16 protein-coding genes are annotated in these 16,291 nt (G+C 73.4%); 10 read left to right on the plus strand and 6 right to left on the minus strand.

Annotation, left to right across the window (positions count from 1 at the left end):
- A partial coding sequence (locus ABD207_RS13140) for a phosphoinositide-specific phospholipase C-related protein (RefSeq protein WP_344012668.1) occupies nt 1–1,335 on the plus strand: 1,335 nt, incomplete at its 5' end.
- Between the two features lie 429 nt (nt 1,336–1,764).
- On the opposite strand, the gene ABD207_RS13145 is transcribed toward ABD207_RS13140, so the two are convergent.
- Complete coding sequence (locus ABD207_RS13145; protein ID WP_344012670.1) at nt 1,765–2,490, minus strand: dienelactone hydrolase family protein; 726 nt, start codon at nt 2,488–2,490, stop codon at nt 1,765–1,767.
- Between the two features lie 150 nt (nt 2,491–2,640).
- On the opposite strand from ABD207_RS13145, the gene ABD207_RS13150 reads away from it, so the two are divergent.
- Together ABD207_RS13150 and ABD207_RS13155 are read left to right on the plus strand one after the other, a co-directional pair.
- Entirely contained in the window at nt 2,641–3,033 is a 393-nt protein-coding gene (locus ABD207_RS13150) for a VOC family protein (protein WP_344012672.1), read from the plus strand.
- Between the two features lie 47 nt (nt 3,034–3,080).
- On the plus strand, nt 3,081–4,160 hold the full coding sequence (locus ABD207_RS13155) for an adenosine deaminase (RefSeq protein ID WP_344012675.1): 1,080 nt from the start codon (nt 3,081–3,083) through the stop codon (nt 4,158–4,160).
- On the opposite strand, the gene ABD207_RS13160 is transcribed toward ABD207_RS13155, so the two are convergent.
- Nucleotides 4,142–4,657 carry a mycothiol transferase gene (locus tag ABD207_RS13160; RefSeq protein WP_344012677.1) on the minus strand — a complete coding sequence of 172 codons (516 nt, stop codon included), beginning with the start codon at nt 4,655–4,657 and terminating at the stop codon, nt 4,142–4,144. The genes ABD207_RS13155 and ABD207_RS13160 overlap by 19 nt on opposite strands.
- Before the next feature lie 27 nt (nt 4,658–4,684).
- On the minus strand, nt 4,685–5,569 hold the full coding sequence (locus tag ABD207_RS13165; RefSeq protein WP_344012678.1) for a LysR family transcriptional regulator: 885 nt from the start codon (nt 5,567–5,569) through the stop codon (nt 4,685–4,687).
- A gap of 118 nt (nt 5,570–5,687) precedes the next feature.
- On the opposite strand from ABD207_RS13165, the gene mgrA reads away from it, so the two are divergent.
- The 5 genes from mgrA to ABD207_RS13190 all read left to right on the plus strand — a co-directional run bounded on the left by mgrA (nt 5,688) and on the right by ABD207_RS13190 (nt 11,505).
- Nucleotides 5,688–6,680, plus strand: a complete 993-nt coding sequence (gene mgrA, locus ABD207_RS13170; protein ID WP_344012679.1) for an L-glyceraldehyde 3-phosphate reductase — start codon at nt 5,688–5,690, stop codon at nt 6,678–6,680.
- Nucleotides 6,681–6,870: 190 nt separating this feature from the next.
- On the plus strand, nt 6,871–7,152 hold the full coding sequence (locus ABD207_RS13175; protein WP_344012681.1) for a hypothetical protein: 282 nt from the start codon (nt 6,871–6,873) through the stop codon (nt 7,150–7,152).
- 137 nt (nt 7,153–7,289) lie between these two features.
- Complete coding sequence (locus ABD207_RS13180) at nt 7,290–9,620, plus strand: FHA domain-containing protein (protein ID WP_344012683.1); 2,331 nt, start codon at nt 7,290–7,292, stop codon at nt 9,618–9,620.
- An 8-nt stretch (nt 9,621–9,628) separates the two neighbouring features.
- Nucleotides 9,629–10,507 carry a hypothetical protein gene (locus ABD207_RS13185; protein WP_344012685.1) on the plus strand — a complete coding sequence of 293 codons (879 nt, stop codon included), beginning with the start codon at nt 9,629–9,631 and terminating at the stop codon, nt 10,505–10,507.
- On the plus strand, nt 10,504–11,505 hold the full coding sequence (locus ABD207_RS13190; protein WP_344012686.1) for a serine/threonine-protein kinase: 1,002 nt from the start codon (nt 10,504–10,506) through the stop codon (nt 11,503–11,505). Before ABD207_RS13185 ends, ABD207_RS13190 begins: the two co-directional genes overlap by 4 nt.
- 9 nt (nt 11,506–11,514) lie before the next feature.
- Here the strand turns inward: ABD207_RS13190 and ABD207_RS13195 are convergent, their stop codons facing one another.
- Nucleotides 11,515–12,807 (minus strand): streptophobe family protein, encoded by a 1,293-nt coding sequence (locus ABD207_RS13195; protein ID WP_344012688.1) that lies wholly within the window; start codon nt 12,805–12,807, stop codon nt 11,515–11,517.
- Between the two features lie 214 nt (nt 12,808–13,021).
- Between ABD207_RS13195 and ABD207_RS13200 the strand changes: the two genes are divergently transcribed.
- Nucleotides 13,022–14,359, plus strand: coding sequence for a DUF6777 domain-containing protein (locus ABD207_RS13200; RefSeq protein WP_344012690.1), 1,338 nt, complete (start codon nt 13,022–13,024; stop codon nt 14,357–14,359).
- 263 nt (nt 14,360–14,622) lie between these two features.
- On the opposite strand, the gene ABD207_RS13205 is transcribed toward ABD207_RS13200, so the two are convergent.
- Both ABD207_RS13205 and ABD207_RS13210 read right to left on the minus strand, forming a co-directional pair.
- Entirely contained in the window at nt 14,623–15,075 is a 453-nt protein-coding gene (locus tag ABD207_RS13205; RefSeq protein WP_344012692.1) for a PRC-barrel domain-containing protein, read from the minus strand.
- The gene (locus ABD207_RS13210; RefSeq protein ID WP_344012694.1) at nt 15,072–15,656 is read right to left on the minus strand and encodes a PRC-barrel domain-containing protein; all 585 of its coding nucleotides are present in this window, start codon (nt 15,654–15,656) and stop codon (nt 15,072–15,074) included. Before ABD207_RS13210 ends, ABD207_RS13205 begins: the two co-directional genes overlap by 4 nt.
- A 115-nt stretch (nt 15,657–15,771) precedes the next feature.
- On the opposite strand from ABD207_RS13210, the gene ABD207_RS13215 reads away from it, so the two are divergent.
- Nucleotides 15,772–16,224: an ATP-binding protein gene (locus ABD207_RS13215; RefSeq protein WP_344012695.1), complete on the plus strand. Its 453-nt coding sequence runs from the start codon at nt 15,772–15,774 to the stop codon at nt 16,222–16,224.
- Nucleotides 16,225–16,291: the final 67 nt, after the last annotated feature.

A 16,291-nucleotide genomic window follows, 5' to 3' on the forward strand; every position in this document is an offset into this window, starting at 1 on the left:
GCGGTCGTGGCCCCCGGGCCCGCCGCCGGCGCCGCGCCGGTCCCGCCGCCCGGCACGTACTACGTCCAGAGCACCGTCACCGGCTTCAACGCGGCCGACCGTTCCGGCGCCGTCGAGCAGCACCGCCCGCGCGGCAATGAGGACCGACAGCAGTGGAACCTGCGCGCCAACGGGGGCACCTACCTGCTGGAGAACGCCGACAGCCCCGGCAGCTGCCTCGGCCGCGCCGGCGACCAGGCCCGCACCGTCGGCTGCGGCAGCCAGGACGCGCCCTGGCAGATCGCTCCGGCCGGCGACGACCGCTTCACCCTGACCGTGCCCGGCACCGACCGCCGCCTCGCCCTGAGCCCCAAGCCGGCCGGCGGCACCCACCCGGCCCAACTCGTCGTCGGGGGCGGCGCGGACGACCTCGCCTCCTGGTACCTCACCCCGGTCGACCCGGTCACCGGCCCCATGCCGACCCCCGACCGCCGCACCCTCGACCAGGTCACCTTCCTCACCGCCCACAACGCCTACGCCAACGGCGTCGACGGCGGCTTCGCCCCGCCCTTCGCCGACCTCTTCCCCAACCAGAAGCGCGGGATCGAACGCCAGCTCGCCGACGGCGTACGGGGGTTCATGCTGGACATCCACCAGACCCCGGACGGCGCCATCCTCTGCCACAACAGCTGTTCCCTGGTCCGCAGACCTGTCGCCCTCTGGGTCGACCTGCAGCGGATGGTCGACTTCCTCAAGGCCCACCCCGACCAGTTCGTCACCGTGTTCCTGGAGGACTACGTCGAACCCGCGGTCCTGCGCGCCGAACTCGCCCGCGTCAACGGCCTGTCGGACGTCCTCTACCGGCCCGACCGCACCGGCGTGCGCGAACACGGCTGGCCGACCCTGGCCGGACTCACCGCCGCCGGACACCGCCTGCTGATCTTCACCGACCACAGCCGCGCCGCCGACGAGGCCGCCGGCCTCACCCGGGACAGCTTCGGTGTGATGTACCAGCGGGAGTGGACGGTCGAGAACTACTGGTCCATGGGCCCGGGCGTCGGCACCTCCGACTGGTCCTGCTACAGCCGCTGGTACGACGCAGGCACCACCATCCCGCTGACCCGCACCGAGCCCGGCTTCCGCCCGCTGTTCGTGATGAACCACTTCCGCGACGTCCCGATGACCGCCACGGCGACCACCGACAACTCCAAACTCACCGACCGGGCCCGCCGCTTCTGCCAGCCGGCCGCCCGCAAGAAGCCCAACTATCTCGCCGTCGACCACTACGACCTCGGCGACCCCGCCTCCGCCGTGGCCACCCTGAACACCTACACGTACCCGGCGGTCACCGGCTAGAGCCGAAAGACAGGCCCCGGCAGGGCTCTTGGGCTCCCGCCGGTCACCGGCCGGAAGGCGCGCGCCCCGGACTCCGCCCCCGGGCGGGGCCGGAGTCCGGGAGCGTGACTTCCCGTACGACATCGCGGCGGGTGCTGCCCGCCGCCGTGCCGACGTAGCTGCGGGCCACGGCGATGTAGCTGTGGGCGGTCGTGCCGCCTGGGGCAATGGGGGTGCCCCCGCTCGAGCGAGGTCGAGAGCGGGGGCGGGCGGGCGCAGCGGCACCCTGTCAGCGCGGGCCGCCGACACCCCCCGGCTCGCCCCAGCTCGCGTCGCCTTGCGAGCAGCCGGGCGGCGTCGCCGCCCGCAGCCGGGCACGCGCATCGGTTCGCGGCACCCGCCCTGCTCCACGGGGCCGCCGCCCCGACCGCGTACCTCGCTCTGCCCGGGTCACTCCGTCAGCGGCAGGCACTCGGCCAGCAGGTCCACGACGTCCCGCCAGGCTCGCTGCGCGTGCCGGGGGTGATGACCGACCCCGGGAAGCGCGGCGTGGCCGGCCGGTGGGTGATGGAAGGCGTGCAGGGCGCCGCCGTAGACCACGAGGCGCCAGTCGACGCCGGCGGCCTGCATCTCGGCGGTGAACGCGTCCCGTTGCGCGGGCGGCATGATGGGGTCCTCCGACCCGACCCCGGCCCACACCGGGCAGCGAATGCGCGCCGCCTCTCCCGGGCGGCCCGTGATCAGTCCGTTGACCGTGGCGATCGCGCGCAGGCCGACGCCGTCGCGCCCCAGTTCCAGGGCGATGGCGCCCCCGGTCCCGTAGCCGACGGCGGCGATCCGGTCCGGGTCGGTCCGGGGTTCGGCGCGGAGCACGTCGAGCGCCGCGTGGCCGATGACCCGCATCCGGTCGGGGTCGGCGAGCAGGGGCGTGCAGCGAGCCAGCATCTCCTGCGGATCGCTCAAACAGCGCCCGCCGTGGAGGTCGAAGGCCAGCGCCACGTATCCCAGCTCGGCGAGCGCATCGGCCCGGCGGCGCTCGACATCGCTGAGCCCCACCCCTTCGGGCCCGACCAGGACCCCGGGCCGGCGACCGGCACCGGCCGGGAGCGCGAGGTGCCCGGTCATCGTCAGGCCGTCGGCCGTGTATTGGACCGTGCGCGTTTCGACTGTCGTCATGAGCCGGACTGTAGTGATCGTCGAGCCGGGTGCGGCGGGTGTTCTGCTGCCGGCAGAGGGCGGGTCTCCATCCCGCCCGGTCCCGGACTGGCGTCCGGTCGGGTTTTACGTATAACCTCTCCGGTCAACCCCACCTCCAGGAAGGTCACGATGAGGCACGTCGCGCTGGTCGCCCTGGTCGTCGACGACTACGACGAGGCGATCCGCTTCTACACCGGCGCGCTCGGGTTCCGGCTGGTCGAGGACGCGCCGCGGGGCGACGGCTCCCGGTGGGTCGTGGTCGCGCCCGGCGGCGGGGGCGCCGGGACGGGGCTGCTGCCGGCCCGTGCGAAGGGGGAGCGGCAGCGTGCCCGGATCGGTGACCAGACCGGCGGCCGGGTGGGGTTCTTCCTGTACACCGACGACTTCGCCCGCGACCACGCCCGGATGGCCGAGGCGGGCGTGGTCTTCCTGGAGGAGCCGCGGCACGAGCCCTACGGCACCGTCGCCGTCTTCCAGGACCTCTACGGCAACCGCTGGGACCTGCTCCAGCCCGCCGCCTGAGCTCGACCCGCAGTACCCGAACGCCCTGCCCAGGAAAGCACCCCACCATGACTTCTACGCGCATAGATGCCGAGACGCTCCGCCGCCTGCCCAAGGCCGTGCTGCACGACCACCTCGACGGCGGACTGCGGCCCGCCACCGTGGTGGAGCTGGCCGAGTCCGTCGGCCACACCCTGCCCACCACCGACCCCGACGAGCTGGCAGCCTGGTACGTCGAGGCCGCCAACTCCGGTGACCTGGTGCGCTACATCGCCACCTTCGAGCACACCCTGGCCGTCATGCAGCACCGCGAGGGCCTGCTGCGCACCGCCGAGGAGTACGTCCTCGACCTCGCCGCGGACGGCGTCGTCTACGGCGAGGTCCGCTACGCGCCCGAGCTGATGACCAAGGGCGGGCTGACCCTCCCCGAGGTCGTCGAGACCGTGCAGGAGGGGCTCGCCGCCGGGATGGCCAAGGCGGCGGCCGCCGGCACCCCGGTGCGGGTCGGCACGCTGCTGTGCGGGATGCGCATGTTCGACCGGACGCGGGAGACCGCCGACCTGGCCGTCGCCTTCCGCGACGCCGGTGTCGTCGGCTTCGACATCGCCGGCGCCGAGGACGGCTTCCCGCCCGCCGACCACCTGGACGCCTTCGAGCACCTGCGGCGCGAGAACGTGCCCTTCACCATCCACGCCGGCGAGGCCCACGGACTGCCGAGCATCCACCAGGCCGTCCAGGTGTGCGGCGCCCAGCGCATCGGGCACGGCGTGCGCATCACCGACGACATCCCCGACCTCGCCGCCGGCAAGCTCGGCCGCCTCGCCGCCTGGATCCGGGACCGGCGCATCGCGCTGGAGATGTGCCCCACCTCCAACCTGCAGACCGGCGCCGCGACCTCGATCGCCGAGCACCCGATCACCGCACTGAAGAACCTCGGCTTCCGGGTCACCCTCAACACCGACAACCGGCTCGTCTCCGGCACCACCATGACCCGCGAGATGGCGCTGCTCGTCGAGGAGGCGGGCTGGACGGTGGAGGACCTGCGGACCGTCACCGTCAACGCGCTGAAGAGCGCCTTCCTGCCGTTCGACGAGCGTAACGCGCTGATCCGGGACGTGGTGCTGCCCGGTTACGCCGACGCGCTCTGAAGCAGCCCGCGGACATAGGCGGCCTGTCCGGCGTGCTGCAGATCGTCGGACAGGACGCTGACCAGACGCACGCCCAGGCTGACCGGCGGGTCCCAGCGCTCGTCGACGATCCGTTCCAGGTCCTTCGCGGCCAGTGAGCGCAGCGCCCCCAGCGTCTGCTGGTGCACCGCGTCGCAGTAGCCGGTCAGCAGGTCACCGGAGTCGACCCGCACCTGGGCGACCTGCTCGGGGCTGTGGCCGAACCCGGTGTCGTGGGGCCGCAGGCCGAGCCCGAACCGCTTCTCCCAGCCGTCGGCGAGCCACACCTGATCGAGGCCGAAGGCGTCGGCGATGTGGTCGTCCTGGATGCGGGTGAGGTGCCAGACGAGCCAGGCGATCGAGTTGGCCTCGGGGCCGGGCCGGGCGTGCAGCTCGTCCGGGCCGAGGCCCTCGACGGCGGCGTGGACCTCTTCCCGGATGCGGCCGTAGCCGTCGATGAGGATGTCCTTGGCATGCATGCATCCACCCTGGCGCATCCGGGCGTGCTACGCCCCTTCTTGCTCCAGGAGGTTCATCAGGGCGCGGGCCGCCGGGCTGGTGGCCTGCGGGGCGGGCAGCAGGGCGACGGTCTCGTACACCGCCTCAGCGGTGTCCTTCAGCGGCAGCGCGGTGAGCGTCTCGCGCTTGTGCCGGAAGTGCCGCGGCACCACGGCGATGCCCAGGTTCTCGTCCACCAGGTCCAGCAGGCTGTGCACGTCGTTCAGCTCCAGCGCCACCGTGCGCCGCACGCCCGCCGCGGCGAACGCCGCGTCCGTGGACCGGCGCGGGCCCCAGTCCGGGTGGAAGTCGACGAACACCTCCCCGCCCAGATCGGCCGGCGTCACGGGCGCCCCGGCCCGCGCCAGCCGGTGCTCCGGATGGCACAGCACCGTCATCGGCTCCACCGTCAGCGACACCGACCGCAGCTGATCGGAGTCCGTCTCCGTGCGGTAGGCGAACGCCAGGTCCAGGCGCCCCGCAGCCACCTCCTCCGCCAGCGCGCCCGAGCCCCACTGCCGCAGCCGGATCTCCACGTCCGGGTGCCGGCGCCGGAACGCCGCCAGCAGCCGGGCCACATCCACCCCGGCGATGCACTGCTCGGTGCCGATCGACAGCGTGCCGCGCAGCACGCCCTGCACCGCCGCGACCGCCTCGTGCGCGGCGCGCACCCCCGCCAGGATCCGCTCCGCCTCGGTCAGCAGCGCCCGCCCGGCCTCGGTGAGCGTCACCCGGCGGGTGGTACGCACGAACAGCGGCGTGCCCAGCTCCCGCTCCAGCGCGCGGATCGAGGCGGACAGGCCCGACTGGGAGACCATCAGCCGCTCCGCCGCCCGGGTGAAGTGCTGGTCCTCGGCGACGGCCACGAAGTGCTGGAGATGACGCAGTTCCATGATTGAGAAGCCTAGCCGCTGAATCTCATCGGATTCTTCTGTTGGACCGCTGCCCGCAGGTCACGCGAGAGTGGAGGCGACGGATCACCCTTGCGTCGAGACCCCTCAAGGAGTCGCGTTGTACACCCCGCATCCCGGCCGTTACGCGGACATGCCCTACCGGCGCACCGGACGCAGCGGCCTGAAGCTCCCGGCGCTCTCGCTCGGCCTGTGGCACAACTTCGGTCCCGACCGCCCCGCCGAGACCCAGCGCGCCATCCTGCGCCGCGCCTTCGACCTCGGCGTCACCCACTTCGACCTGGCCAACAACTACGGCCCGCCGCCCGGCGCCGCCGAGCTGGCCCTCGGCGAGGCCCTGCGGACCGACTTCGCCCCCTACCGCGACGAGCTGGTCATCTCCACCAAGGCCGGCTATCTGATGTGGCCGGGGCCCTACGGCGAGTGGGGCTCGCGCAAGTACCTGCTCTCCTCGCTGGACCAGAGCCTGAAGCGGATGGGCCTGGACTACGTCGACATCTTCTACTCGCACCGCTTCGACCCCGGCACGCCCCTCGAGGAGACCATGGGCGCGCTGCACTCGGCGGTCCAGCAGGGCAAGGCCCTCTACGTCGGCGTCTCCAACTACTCGGCCGGGCAGACCCGGGAGGCGGCCCGCATCCTGGCCGACCTGGGCACCCCGCTGCTGATCCACCAGCCGCGCTACTCGATGCTCGACCGCCGCCCCGAGGACGAGGGCCTGCTCGACGCCCTCGACGAGCTCCAGGTCGGCTCCATCGCCTACTCCCCGCTGGAGCAGGGCCTGCTCACCGCCCGCTACCTCGACGGGATCCCCGAGGACTCCCGCGCGGCGAGCGACAGCCCCTTCCTGAACACCGACGCCCTCACCGAGGACCTGGTCGCCCGGCTGCGCACCCTGAACGAGATCGCCGCATCCCGCGGCCAGAGCCTCGCGCAGATGGCGCTGGCCTGGGTGCTGCGCGGCGGCCGCGTCACCTCCGCCCTGGTCGGCGCGAGCAGCCCGCGGCAGCTGGAGGACAGCGTCGCCGCCGTCCGCCGCCTCGACTTCGACGCGGAGGAGCTGGCCCGCATCGACGCCGCCGTCAAGCAGTAGCCGTCAAGCAGTAGCGGCGCACCCGCTCGCTCCGGACGCCGGAGGTCTCCTGGCGCCCGGAGCGGGGGCGGGGAAAACCGGCCGACGAGCGTCGTGCATATGCCAGGGAGACTGGCCGGAAACGCGTGGTGACAGTGCTTCAGCCGTGAACATACTCGGGGTGCGGGACCGTTTCTGCGGGGGAGGCCACGTGCACGACGAGTTCCTGTGCCATGTCACGGCGTACGGCGTCTGCGACGGCCGGCGCATCGGAGTACCGCTCGGCACCTACCGTGCGCCCACCCTCGCGCTGGCCCTGTGGTGGCTGCGGGGCCCGGCCCGGCAGGAAGAGGTCGCCGAGGCGCTGGCCGCCGGACGGCTGGTGCGCATCGCCACCGGCGACGACACCACCGAGTACGAACTGCTCGCCGAGTCCGTGGACGCCCTGCGCATGCAGCGCGCAGCCCCTGTGCTGGGCGTCCCCGTCGCTTGAGCCCGTCGCCCCGTTCCGGGCGTCCCCGTCGCCTGAGCCCGCCGCCCCCGTCCCCGGGCGTCCCCGTCGCCCGAGCGCCCCCGCACCGGGCCCACCGCGCCAGGCACCTGCACGGACCAATCGGTAGAATTCAGGACATGGCGGAGCGGCCCAGCGCGCCGGAGCTCGTCCTGGAGACCGAGTCGGGCTCCACCCTGATCAGCCCGGTCCGTGAATACCACGTCGGACGTGACCCGTTGAGCGACATCGTCATCGACGACGCCCGGGTGTCCTGGCACCATGCCGTGCTGCGCGCCACCGACAGCCACTGGACCCTGGAGGACACCCACAGCACCAACGGCACCTACGCCGACGGCAGTCGGGTCCACATCCGCAACGTCGGCCCCGGCACCGTCATCCGCTTCGGCCACGCCACCGAAGGACCCCGCGTCCTGCTCACCGCCCCCGCACGCAACCGGCCCTCGGCGGTTGCCCACCCCGCCCTCACCCACACCTTCCGGCAGCCGACCTCCGTACGCCCGCTGCCCACTCGCACCGTCCGCATCGGCCGTGCCCCCGACAACGACCTCGTCGTCGACGACCTGATGGTCTCCCGGTACCACGCCGAGCTGCACGTCCACGCCGACGGCGGCTACGAGATCGTCGACCTCGGCAGCCACAACGGCACCTACCTCAACGGCGTGCCCGTTCAGCGCGCCGAGGTCGCCCAGGGCGACATCGTGGGCGTCGGCCACTCCGACTTCTGCCTGATCGGCGACGAACTCCAGCAGTACGTCGACACCGGCGAGGTCTCCCTCGACGTCCAGGACCTCACCGTCACCGTCGACCGGGGCCGCAAGACCCTGCTCGACCACGTCTCCTTCCCGGTCGGTGAGAAATGCCTGCTGGCCGTCGTCGGCCCGAGCGGCGCCGGCAAGTCCACCCTGATGAACGCGCTCACCGGACAGCGCCCCGCCGACGAGGGCACCGTCCTCTACGACGGCCGCGACCTCTACCACGACTACGCCGAGCTGCGGCAGCGCATCGGGCTTGTCCCGCAGGACGACATCCTGCACACCCAGCTGCGCGTGCACGCCGCCCTGTCCTACGCCGCCGAACTGCGCTTCCCGCAGGACACCGCCCGGGCCGAACGCCGCGCCCGGGTGGACGAGGTGATCCGCGAACTCGGACTCGAGGAACGCACCCGCCAGCACGTCCACAGCCTCTCCGGCGGCCAGCGCAAACGGGTCAGCGTGGCGCTGGAGCTGCTGACCAAACCGTCCCTGCTCTTCCTCGACGAGCCGACCTCCGGCCTCGACCCCGGCATGGACCGCTCGGTGATGCAGATGCTGCGCGGCCTCGCCGACGACGGCCGGACCGTCATCGTCGTCACCCACAGCGTGCTCAGCCTGGACGTCTGCGACCGGCTCCTCGTCCTCGCCCCCGGCGGCAAGGTCGCCTACTACGGCCCGCCCGAGGAGGCCCTGCCCTTCTTCGGCTTCGACCACTGGCCGGCCGCCTTCGACGCGTTCGAGCACGACCAGGACCGCGACTGGGCGGGCGAGTACCGGCAGTCGCCCTACTACCGGCGCTACGTCGTCCAGGGACCCGCGCAGCCGCAGCGCCCCCGCGAGGAACCGGTTCCCGTCGTGCCGCCCGTGCCGCCGCCCAAGCCGCGCCGCTGGGGCGCCCAGCTGAGCACACTGGTCCGCCGCTACACCGCGGCCCTCGCCGCGGACCGCACCTTCCTCGTCATCATGATCGCGCTGCCGTTCGTGATGGGCGCCATGGCACGGGCGCTCGCCGGCTCGGAGCTGACCCGCAGGTCCGCCATGAACGCCCTGCTGATCCTGTGCGTCGGCGCGGTCCTCACCGGTTCCGCCAACGCGGTGCGCGAACTGGTCAAGGAACGGGTGATCTACCAGCGCGAGCGGGCCGTGGGGCTGTCCAGATCGGCGTATCTGATGTCCAAGGTGGTCGTGCTCGGCACGGTCACCGCGCTCCAGGCGGTCGTGCTCACCCTGGTCGCGCTGTTCGGCGTCGACCTGCACGCACCGCGCGGCGACGGCGTGGTGATGCCGCCCCTTGTGGAGATCACCGTCGCGGTGGCGCTGCTCGCCTTCGCCGCGATGATGCTCGGGCTGCTGGTCTCCGCCGCGGTGCCCAAGGAGGAGGTGACGATGCCGCTGCTGGTGCTGCTCGCCATCGTCCAGGTCGTCTTCTGCGGCGCCCTGCTGTCGCTCGCCGACGTGCTGGTCCTGGAGCAGGCCGCCTGGCTGGTGCCCGCCCGCTGGGGCTTCGCCGCGATGGCCGGCACCATCGATCTGTCCGCGCTCTCACCGGGCGAGCTCAGCAGCGATCCGCTCTTCTCCCACGAGGCGGGCGCATGGCTGCGCTCCATCGGCATGCTGCTCGTCCTGTCGCTGGTCTTCGGACTCCTGGTCTCCCGGCTGCTGCGGCGCCAGGAGCCCGTGGTGATGCGGAAGTAGCGCCCGCGATGACCGGCCCCGGCTTCCGCCCCACGCACGTCGTCCCCACCGGCGGACTCCCCACCTGGGAGAGCCCCGACCCGGGCCGCCCCAGCGTGCCGCTCGACCCGCTGCTGCCGGTGCAGCTGCTGCAGCGGCAGGGCGACTGGGGCCATGTGCTGTGCTCCAACGGCTGGTCCGCCTGGGTCGACGCCCGCCGCCTGCTCGCCGTGCCCCAGGACCCGCCCGCCGCCGGCACGCCCATGGCCCGCACCGCCGACCCCCGGCCGCTGCTGCTGCGCGCCGAGGAGACCCTGACCCGCTACCGGGCCGCCGTCACCGACCTGGCCGACGGCACCCTCGACGGCGAGACCTTCGGCGCCCGCACCCGCGGGCTGCGCATCGGCCTCGTCGTCGACGGCGACTCCCTGTGGCTCTACGACCCCGACCACGGGCGCTGGGTCTACACGGACGGCACCGCCCTCCACACCCACGCGGTCGACACGGCGCCGGGCACCGGGACCCCCTCGCCCGCACATCCGCCGACTCAGGTGGTCTCGGACGAGCAGGTGCCTGCGGAGCCGCCGAAGCGGGTGGTGCCGCAGGAGCCGGCGAAGGGTGCGGAGGAGGAGCCCGCTCAGGCGGTGGGGGAGGAGCCCGGTCGGCCGGTGGCGGCGGAGCCGACCGAGGTGGTGCCGCAGGAGCCGGCGCAGCGTGTGGGCGAGGAGCCGGGCCAGCGTGTAGGCGAGGGGTCCGCTCAGGCGGTGGGGGAGGAGCGGACCGAGGTGGCGGGCGGGGAGCCCGGTCGGCCGGTGGCGGAGGAGCCGGAACGGGCTGCGCCCGATGAGCCCACCCGGGTGGTGCCCCCGGGCACCCGGGGTGGCGGGCCGCAGGGTGACGGGACATGACCGGGGACACCAGCCTGTTCGCGGGGCGGCCGACCGATCTGACGGGGCGCCGTATCGCCGGATACCGCATCGAACGCGAGATCGGCCGCGGCGGCATGGCCGTCGTCTACCGCGCCCACGACCTGCGCCTGGACCGCACCGTCGCGCTGAAGCTGCTCGCCCCGGACCTGGCCCGCAACGACACCTTCCGCCGCCGCTTCACCCATGAGTCCCGTACCGCGGCGGCCATCGACCACCCGCACATCGTGCCCGTCTTCGAGGCCGGTGAGACCGAGGGCGTCCTCTACATCGCCATGCGCTACGTCGACGGCAGCGACCTGCGCCGCCTGCTGGACCGCGAGGGACCGCTGCCGGTCGCCACCGCGGTGCGCATCGCCGCCCAGGTGGCCTCCGCGCTCGACGCCGCCCATGAGCACGCCCTGGTGCACCGGGACGTGAAACCGGGCAACATCCTGGTCGCCCACGGCACCGACACCGACCACCCCGAGCACGTGTATCTCACCGACTTCGGGCTGACCAAGAAGTCACTGTCCCTGACCGGGTTCACCACGGTGGGCCAGTTCGTCGGCACCCTGGACTACGTCGCCCCCGAGCAGATCTCCGGCCGCCCGGTCGACGCGCGCTGCGACGTCTACGGCCTCGCCTGCGTCGTGTACGAGACCCTCACCGGGCACCCGCCGTTCCTCCGTGAGGACGACATGGCCCTGCTGTGGGCCCACCAGTACGATCCCCCGCCGCCGGTGACCGAGGCCCGCCCCGACCTGCCGCCCGAGGCCGACGAGGTGTTCGCCAAGGCGCTGGCCAAGAGCCCCGGGGACCGTTACGCCTCCTGCCGGGACTTTGTGGTCGCGCTGCGCGATGCCGCCGCGGAGGGCGCAGGCGGCCCGGGCGGTGCCGTCCCGCAGTCCGCCGGGGGCCCGGCCGCACCGGCGGGCGGCCGCCTGCCGAAGCCGCCCCCGGACTGGGCGCGCCCGGCCTTCGGGCCGCAGGCCCGGTAGTCCGGACGGTCACCCGGCGCCGGCGGACGCGGCCACGTGCTGCTTCTCGCGCCGCCGTTGCAGCAGGAGCGCCAGGAGCGCGCCCAGGAATCCGGTGACCAGCCCCCACAGCAGCGCGAGCCCCAGCGCACCCCACACCTGCGGATCGAGCAGCACCTGACCAGCCAGTCCCTCGCCCAGATCACCGATGCCGAGCACGGACAGGCCGAGCCGGGCGGAGACGCGGCCCACCAGGCAGATCATCAGCACCGTCAGCGCCAGCGCCACCGCCAGGTGCACGGCGTGCTGCCAGACCCGGATCCGCGGTGGCGCCACGGCGGCCATCACGAACGCCACGGTCAGCAGCAGCACGCCCGTGACGACCGGAAGCCACCACACCCGGCCGTCGTGCTCGGCGAGCGTGCCCAGGTTGAGAGTGGAGATGTCGGGGGTGCGCAGCACCTCGTCGAGCAGCTTCGGCATGGGCAGCCCGAAGGGCCCCTCCACCCTGCCGTTCCAGGTGGCGCCGAGCCCGATCGTCAGGGCGAGCCAGACGACATTGGGCAGGCCGAGCAGGATCACCGCGAAGGTCTCGGACGGATAATCCCGGGTGGCGGCCACGACCAGGGCGATCACCAGGCCGATGACCACGAAGGCGAGCAGCAGCTGCACCATCGCGTGCGCGGCGGGACGCACCGTCGTGTGGAAGCGCAGCAGCCGGCCCGGCAGCGGGGCGCCGCGCGCCACCATCAGGGCCAGCAGCAGTACGCCCGCCAGCCAGACCAGGCCCACCAGCACGGTCAGCGGCACGTTCGCGGCGAAGCCGATCTCCGGGTGGATCCCCAGCAGGTCCCCGAGGTCGCTCAGTGCTCCCTCGCCGAGGGAGATCTCGAAGGTGTGGCGGGCGGTGTAGGCCAGTGCGAGCAGGGCGATCAGCCACAGCGCCAGGAACCGTGCCGTCCAGCCCGCCAGCTCGGGGGCGCCCGTCACCGCACGGTGCCGCAGCGGCCGCAGGAACCCCCAGCCGATCACCAGCGCGCCGGTGAGGGTCACGGACAGCGGCATGACCGTCAGGCCGCCCTCGGTACCGGCCAGCGAGCCCGCATCTCCCGACAGTTCCACCGTGCCGCCGACCGCGGTGACCACGGTCGCCGCGACCACCTTGGGGAACGACCCCTCCGGGAGATCCGTGGCCCCGGCCGCCCACAGGCCCAGCGTTGCCACCACGACCATGGCGATCAGCCCGCCGAGCACCGTGGCCAGGGCCTGGAGCCAGCCGTGGCGGGCGACCGCCCGGGCGGGGAGGGTGGTGCGTGCAGTCACGCTGTCACGCTAAGCAGGGCCCGCGCACGGCGCCTGCCGGGAGGTCCGTCCGCGTCGGGCAGGGGGTCCGCGTCGGCTTGCGGGCGGCGCACCCCACGCACACACAATGAACGCGTAACGGAATAAAGGGAATAAAAGGGATGAATCAGGCGAATCTGACCGCAACCGTCCCTGCGTGACTGCCCGGGGATGACCCGTGCGGGAAGAAGGGCTCGTGAGTGTCGAACCGCCGGACTCCGGCCGGCCCACCGGACCCCCCTCCGGACCCCTGTCGGGCCGCTCCGAACCACCGTCGTCCGAACCTCCCTCCCAGCCGCCACCGTCCGGCCCCTCGTCCCAGCAGCCTTCGTCCGGACCGCCCTCCGAGCCGCCTTCGTCCGGACCGCCCTCCCAGCCGCCCGGCGCGGGCGGTGGCGACGGGAGCGCTGCCGGCGGGGGCGGCGAGAGGCCGCGGGAGCCGGGCCGCCGCCCGTGGTGGAAGTCGGTGGCCGGGATCTCGGTGGTCGCCGTGGCCGTGGTGGCGGCCGTGATCCTCGCCGTGGTGCTCGGCCGCTCCGACGGCGGCACGGAGGCCGGCGGCGGAGGCGGCGGCGAGGTCTTCCTGCAGGCCGCCGATTCACCGGGCCGTGATCCGTTCACCGAGTCGACGGCCGAGGACAGCGCCACCCCGACCGCCACCCCGTCCGCACCCACCGCCTCGGCCACACCCGGCGGGGTGCGCGTCGTGGAGGGCGGACGGCCCGGCCTGTACGGCGGCACCCGCAACAATGCCGCCTGCGACGTCGAACAGCAGATCAAGTACCTCCAGGACGTCCCGGCCAAGAACGAGGCCTTCGCCTCCGTGCTCGACCTCGAGCCCTCCCGCGTCCCCGGCTATCTGCGCTCGCTGACCCCGCTGCAGCTGCGCATGGACACCCGCGTCACCAACCACGGCTACCGCGACGGCGCCGCCATCCCCTACCAGGCCGTTCTCCAGGCGGGCACGGCCGTGCTGGTCGACGACCGCGGGGTGCCGCGGGTCCGCTGCGCCTGCGGCAACCCGCTCACCGAACCCGTCGAGCAGTCCGACCCCCGCTACACCGGCGACCGCTGGCCCGGCTACGACCCGGCGAAGGTCGTCGTGGTCGAACCGGCGCCCGAACCGGTCGAGAAGTTCGTCGTCTACGACCCGGAGAAGGACAGCTGGTTCGAGCGGGAGCGCGGTGACAAGGGCCAGGCGGACAAGCCGACCCGTCCGCCGGGCGAGCCGAGCCCCTCGGACGGCACCGGCACACCCTCCACCGAGGGCACCGGCGAGGAGTCCGGATGCCCGCCCGGTGAGCAGTGCCCGTCCGGCTCACCCTCGCCGTCCGCCCCGGACTCCGAGCCCGGCACCGATGAGTCCCCGGCCGACGAATCCCCGACCGACGAGGCGCCGTCCGAGGAGGTGCCGACCGAAGAAGGGGGCGAGGACGGCGACTCGTCCGCCCCCGGCTCCTCGCAACCGCCCCCGCAGGGGTCCGGCACCGCGCCCGAGCCCGGCACCGACGAGGCCCCGCCGGCGTCGTCCTGACGTCCCGGGCCGTACCGTCCGAAGCCGTCCCAGGCGGCGGCGCCGGTGCGTACCGTGACGCCGGTCCCGGAGCGGCGACCGCGCGGCCCACTCCCCGGCGACGGAGACCAGGAGTCGCTCGCCCCGCCGACCGCCGCCTCCGCGAGGTCCTGGCCCGGTCGTCGGGCGCAGCTCTTCGCCAGGTCCGCCGGTTCCGCGACCTGTTGGCCAGCGCTCGCGGCAGAGGAATTCAGCGGACGTCCGCTCGAAGACGCCGGCGCTGCTCAGATCCGGTCGGCGCGGGCGGCGCGGACCACCAGGGCGTGGTCGCCGAGGCCCAGCATCCGGTCGGCGCGCAGTTCGGCCAGGGAGGTGCGGATCGTCTCGATGCGGCCGGTGACCGGGTCGAGGGCCGCGTCCAGCACGGTGCCGCGTTCCTCGCCGGTCTCGGTGAGCACCCGGCAGCCGAGCAGATCGCGTTGCCGTGTCCCTCGTTCCGTCCCGCCGGTGCCCGCCTCCTCGCCCGTGTCCGTGCGGACCACCACCCGGTCCTCCGTCACGGCGATCACGTCGCGCCAGGGCGTCACCGTCTCCCTGCGCAGCAGACCCCGCCGGATCCGCACTTGGGTGACCGTCCCGGCCCCGGCGTCGACGGCCAGCGCGCGCACCGCACCGAGCCGGCGGGCGTCCCCGTCCGTCAGCACGGGCAGGCCGCGCACGCGGGAGAAGAGGATCACGGCAGGGCGCTCCTTCGCCGCTGGTGGAACGCGCCGACCCGGGTGACGAAGTCCGGCAGGTCGTCGGTCACGTAGGTGGTGGCGTGCTCGGGGATGATCAGGGTCCGGCCGTCTGCGGAGCGGGTCTCGCCGCGCGGCACGTACACGCGGTGCCGGTGATGACGCGAACCCGGTGTCAGACCTCGGTGGGCGGCGAGGCGGAAGGCCACGACACGGCCGCTGGTGCCGCCGCGGACCAGAACGTCCAGCACCGTGCCCACCGGTTCGCCCGCATCCGTCACCACCTGCGCCCCCAGCAGCCGCCCGCGCAGTGCGTCCCGGCGGGCCACCGACAGCGGCAGGTCGAACAGCGCGTCACGGTCGCGCACCATCACCGCGTCGCGGCCCAGGCAGTACACCGCCGGCCAGGGCAGGTCCTGGGGCAGCTGGCCCCACCAGAGGGCCCGGCCGGTGAGCGTGAAGCTGGCGATCCGCTCGGCCGCCGGGTCGAAGACGGCGTCCTTGACGTGAGCGACGGCATCACCGCCCAGCGTCACCACGGGCAGGGTCGCAAGACACCGCACCGACATCAGTTCGTCCACGATTGTCCGGGTTCCCTGCTGTGCTGTGGCCAACACAGACCGGGGGGACTGCCTTGGACGAGTCGGGGTACGAGCACAGGTGCAGAGCGTCCGGCCAGCTCCCAGAGAGAAACGCATGACCTACCACCTGGACGGTGCAGTGATTCCGACTGGTTTCGACGTGCCCGTGGAACCGCTTCGGCGGGCGGCACACTTCACCGGCGAGCCGGGCTGCATCCCCCAGGCGCGGGAGCTCGCCGCGCAGTTCCTCGATCAGCTCAGGAACGAGTGGTGCGCCACCGTCGACGAGCGGGTCACCGGCGCCGTACTGCTCGTGGTGAGCGAGCTCGTCACCAACGCCGACCGGCACAGCGGGGGCCCGTACATTCTCGAGCTGGAGGGCACCGACGCCTCGCTCACGGTGTCCGTCTACGACAGCTGCGCCACCCCGCCCAGAGTCTTCCCGCGCGACCCCGAGCGCATCGGCCGGCACGGGCTGGAGATCGTGCAGGCGCTGGCCCGCAACGTCCGTGTGGAGCTGGTGCCCGTCGGCAAGTGCGTGCGCGCGGTTCTCGACTTCGACGCGTGACCGACCCGGCTTCGACTCCTGACACACCTGACACGCCTGACCTCGGCTCGGGCGGCTTCCCGGCCGG

This window comes from Streptomyces thermospinosisporus (assembly GCF_039526425.1).
GTDB lineage: Bacteria > Actinomycetota > Actinomycetes > Streptomycetales > Streptomycetaceae > Streptomyces > Streptomyces thermocarboxydovorans.

Excerpts from the sequence above, each read along its gene's own strand:
- ABD207_RS13150 (WP_344012672.1), top strand. The coding sequence starts at position 2,641 with ATGAGGCACGTCGCGCTGGTCGCCCTGGTCGTCGACGACTACGACGAG.
- ABD207_RS13165 (WP_344012678.1), bottom strand. The coding sequence starts at position 5,569 with ATGGAACTGCGTCATCTCCAGCACTTCGTGGCCGTCGCCGAGGACCAG.
- ABD207_RS13145 (WP_344012670.1), bottom strand. The coding sequence starts at position 2,490 with ATGACGACAGTCGAAACGCGCACGGTCCAATACACGGCCGACGGCCTG.
- ABD207_RS13215 (WP_344012695.1), top strand. The coding sequence starts at position 15,772 with ATGACCTACCACCTGGACGGTGCAGTGATTCCGACTGGTTTCGACGTG.
- ABD207_RS13155 (WP_344012675.1), top strand. The coding sequence starts at position 3,081 with ATGACTTCTACGCGCATAGATGCCGAGACGCTCCGCCGCCTGCCCAAG.
- ABD207_RS13160 (WP_344012677.1), bottom strand. The coding sequence starts at position 4,657 with ATGCATGCCAAGGACATCCTCATCGACGGCTACGGCCGCATCCGGGAA.
- ABD207_RS13185 (WP_344012685.1), top strand. The coding sequence starts at position 9,629 with ATGACCGGCCCCGGCTTCCGCCCCACGCACGTCGTCCCCACCGGCGGA.
- ABD207_RS13190 (WP_344012686.1), top strand. The coding sequence starts at position 10,504 with ATGACCGGGGACACCAGCCTGTTCGCGGGGCGGCCGACCGATCTGACG.
- ABD207_RS13180 (WP_344012683.1), top strand. The coding sequence starts at position 7,290 with ATGGCGGAGCGGCCCAGCGCGCCGGAGCTCGTCCTGGAGACCGAGTCG.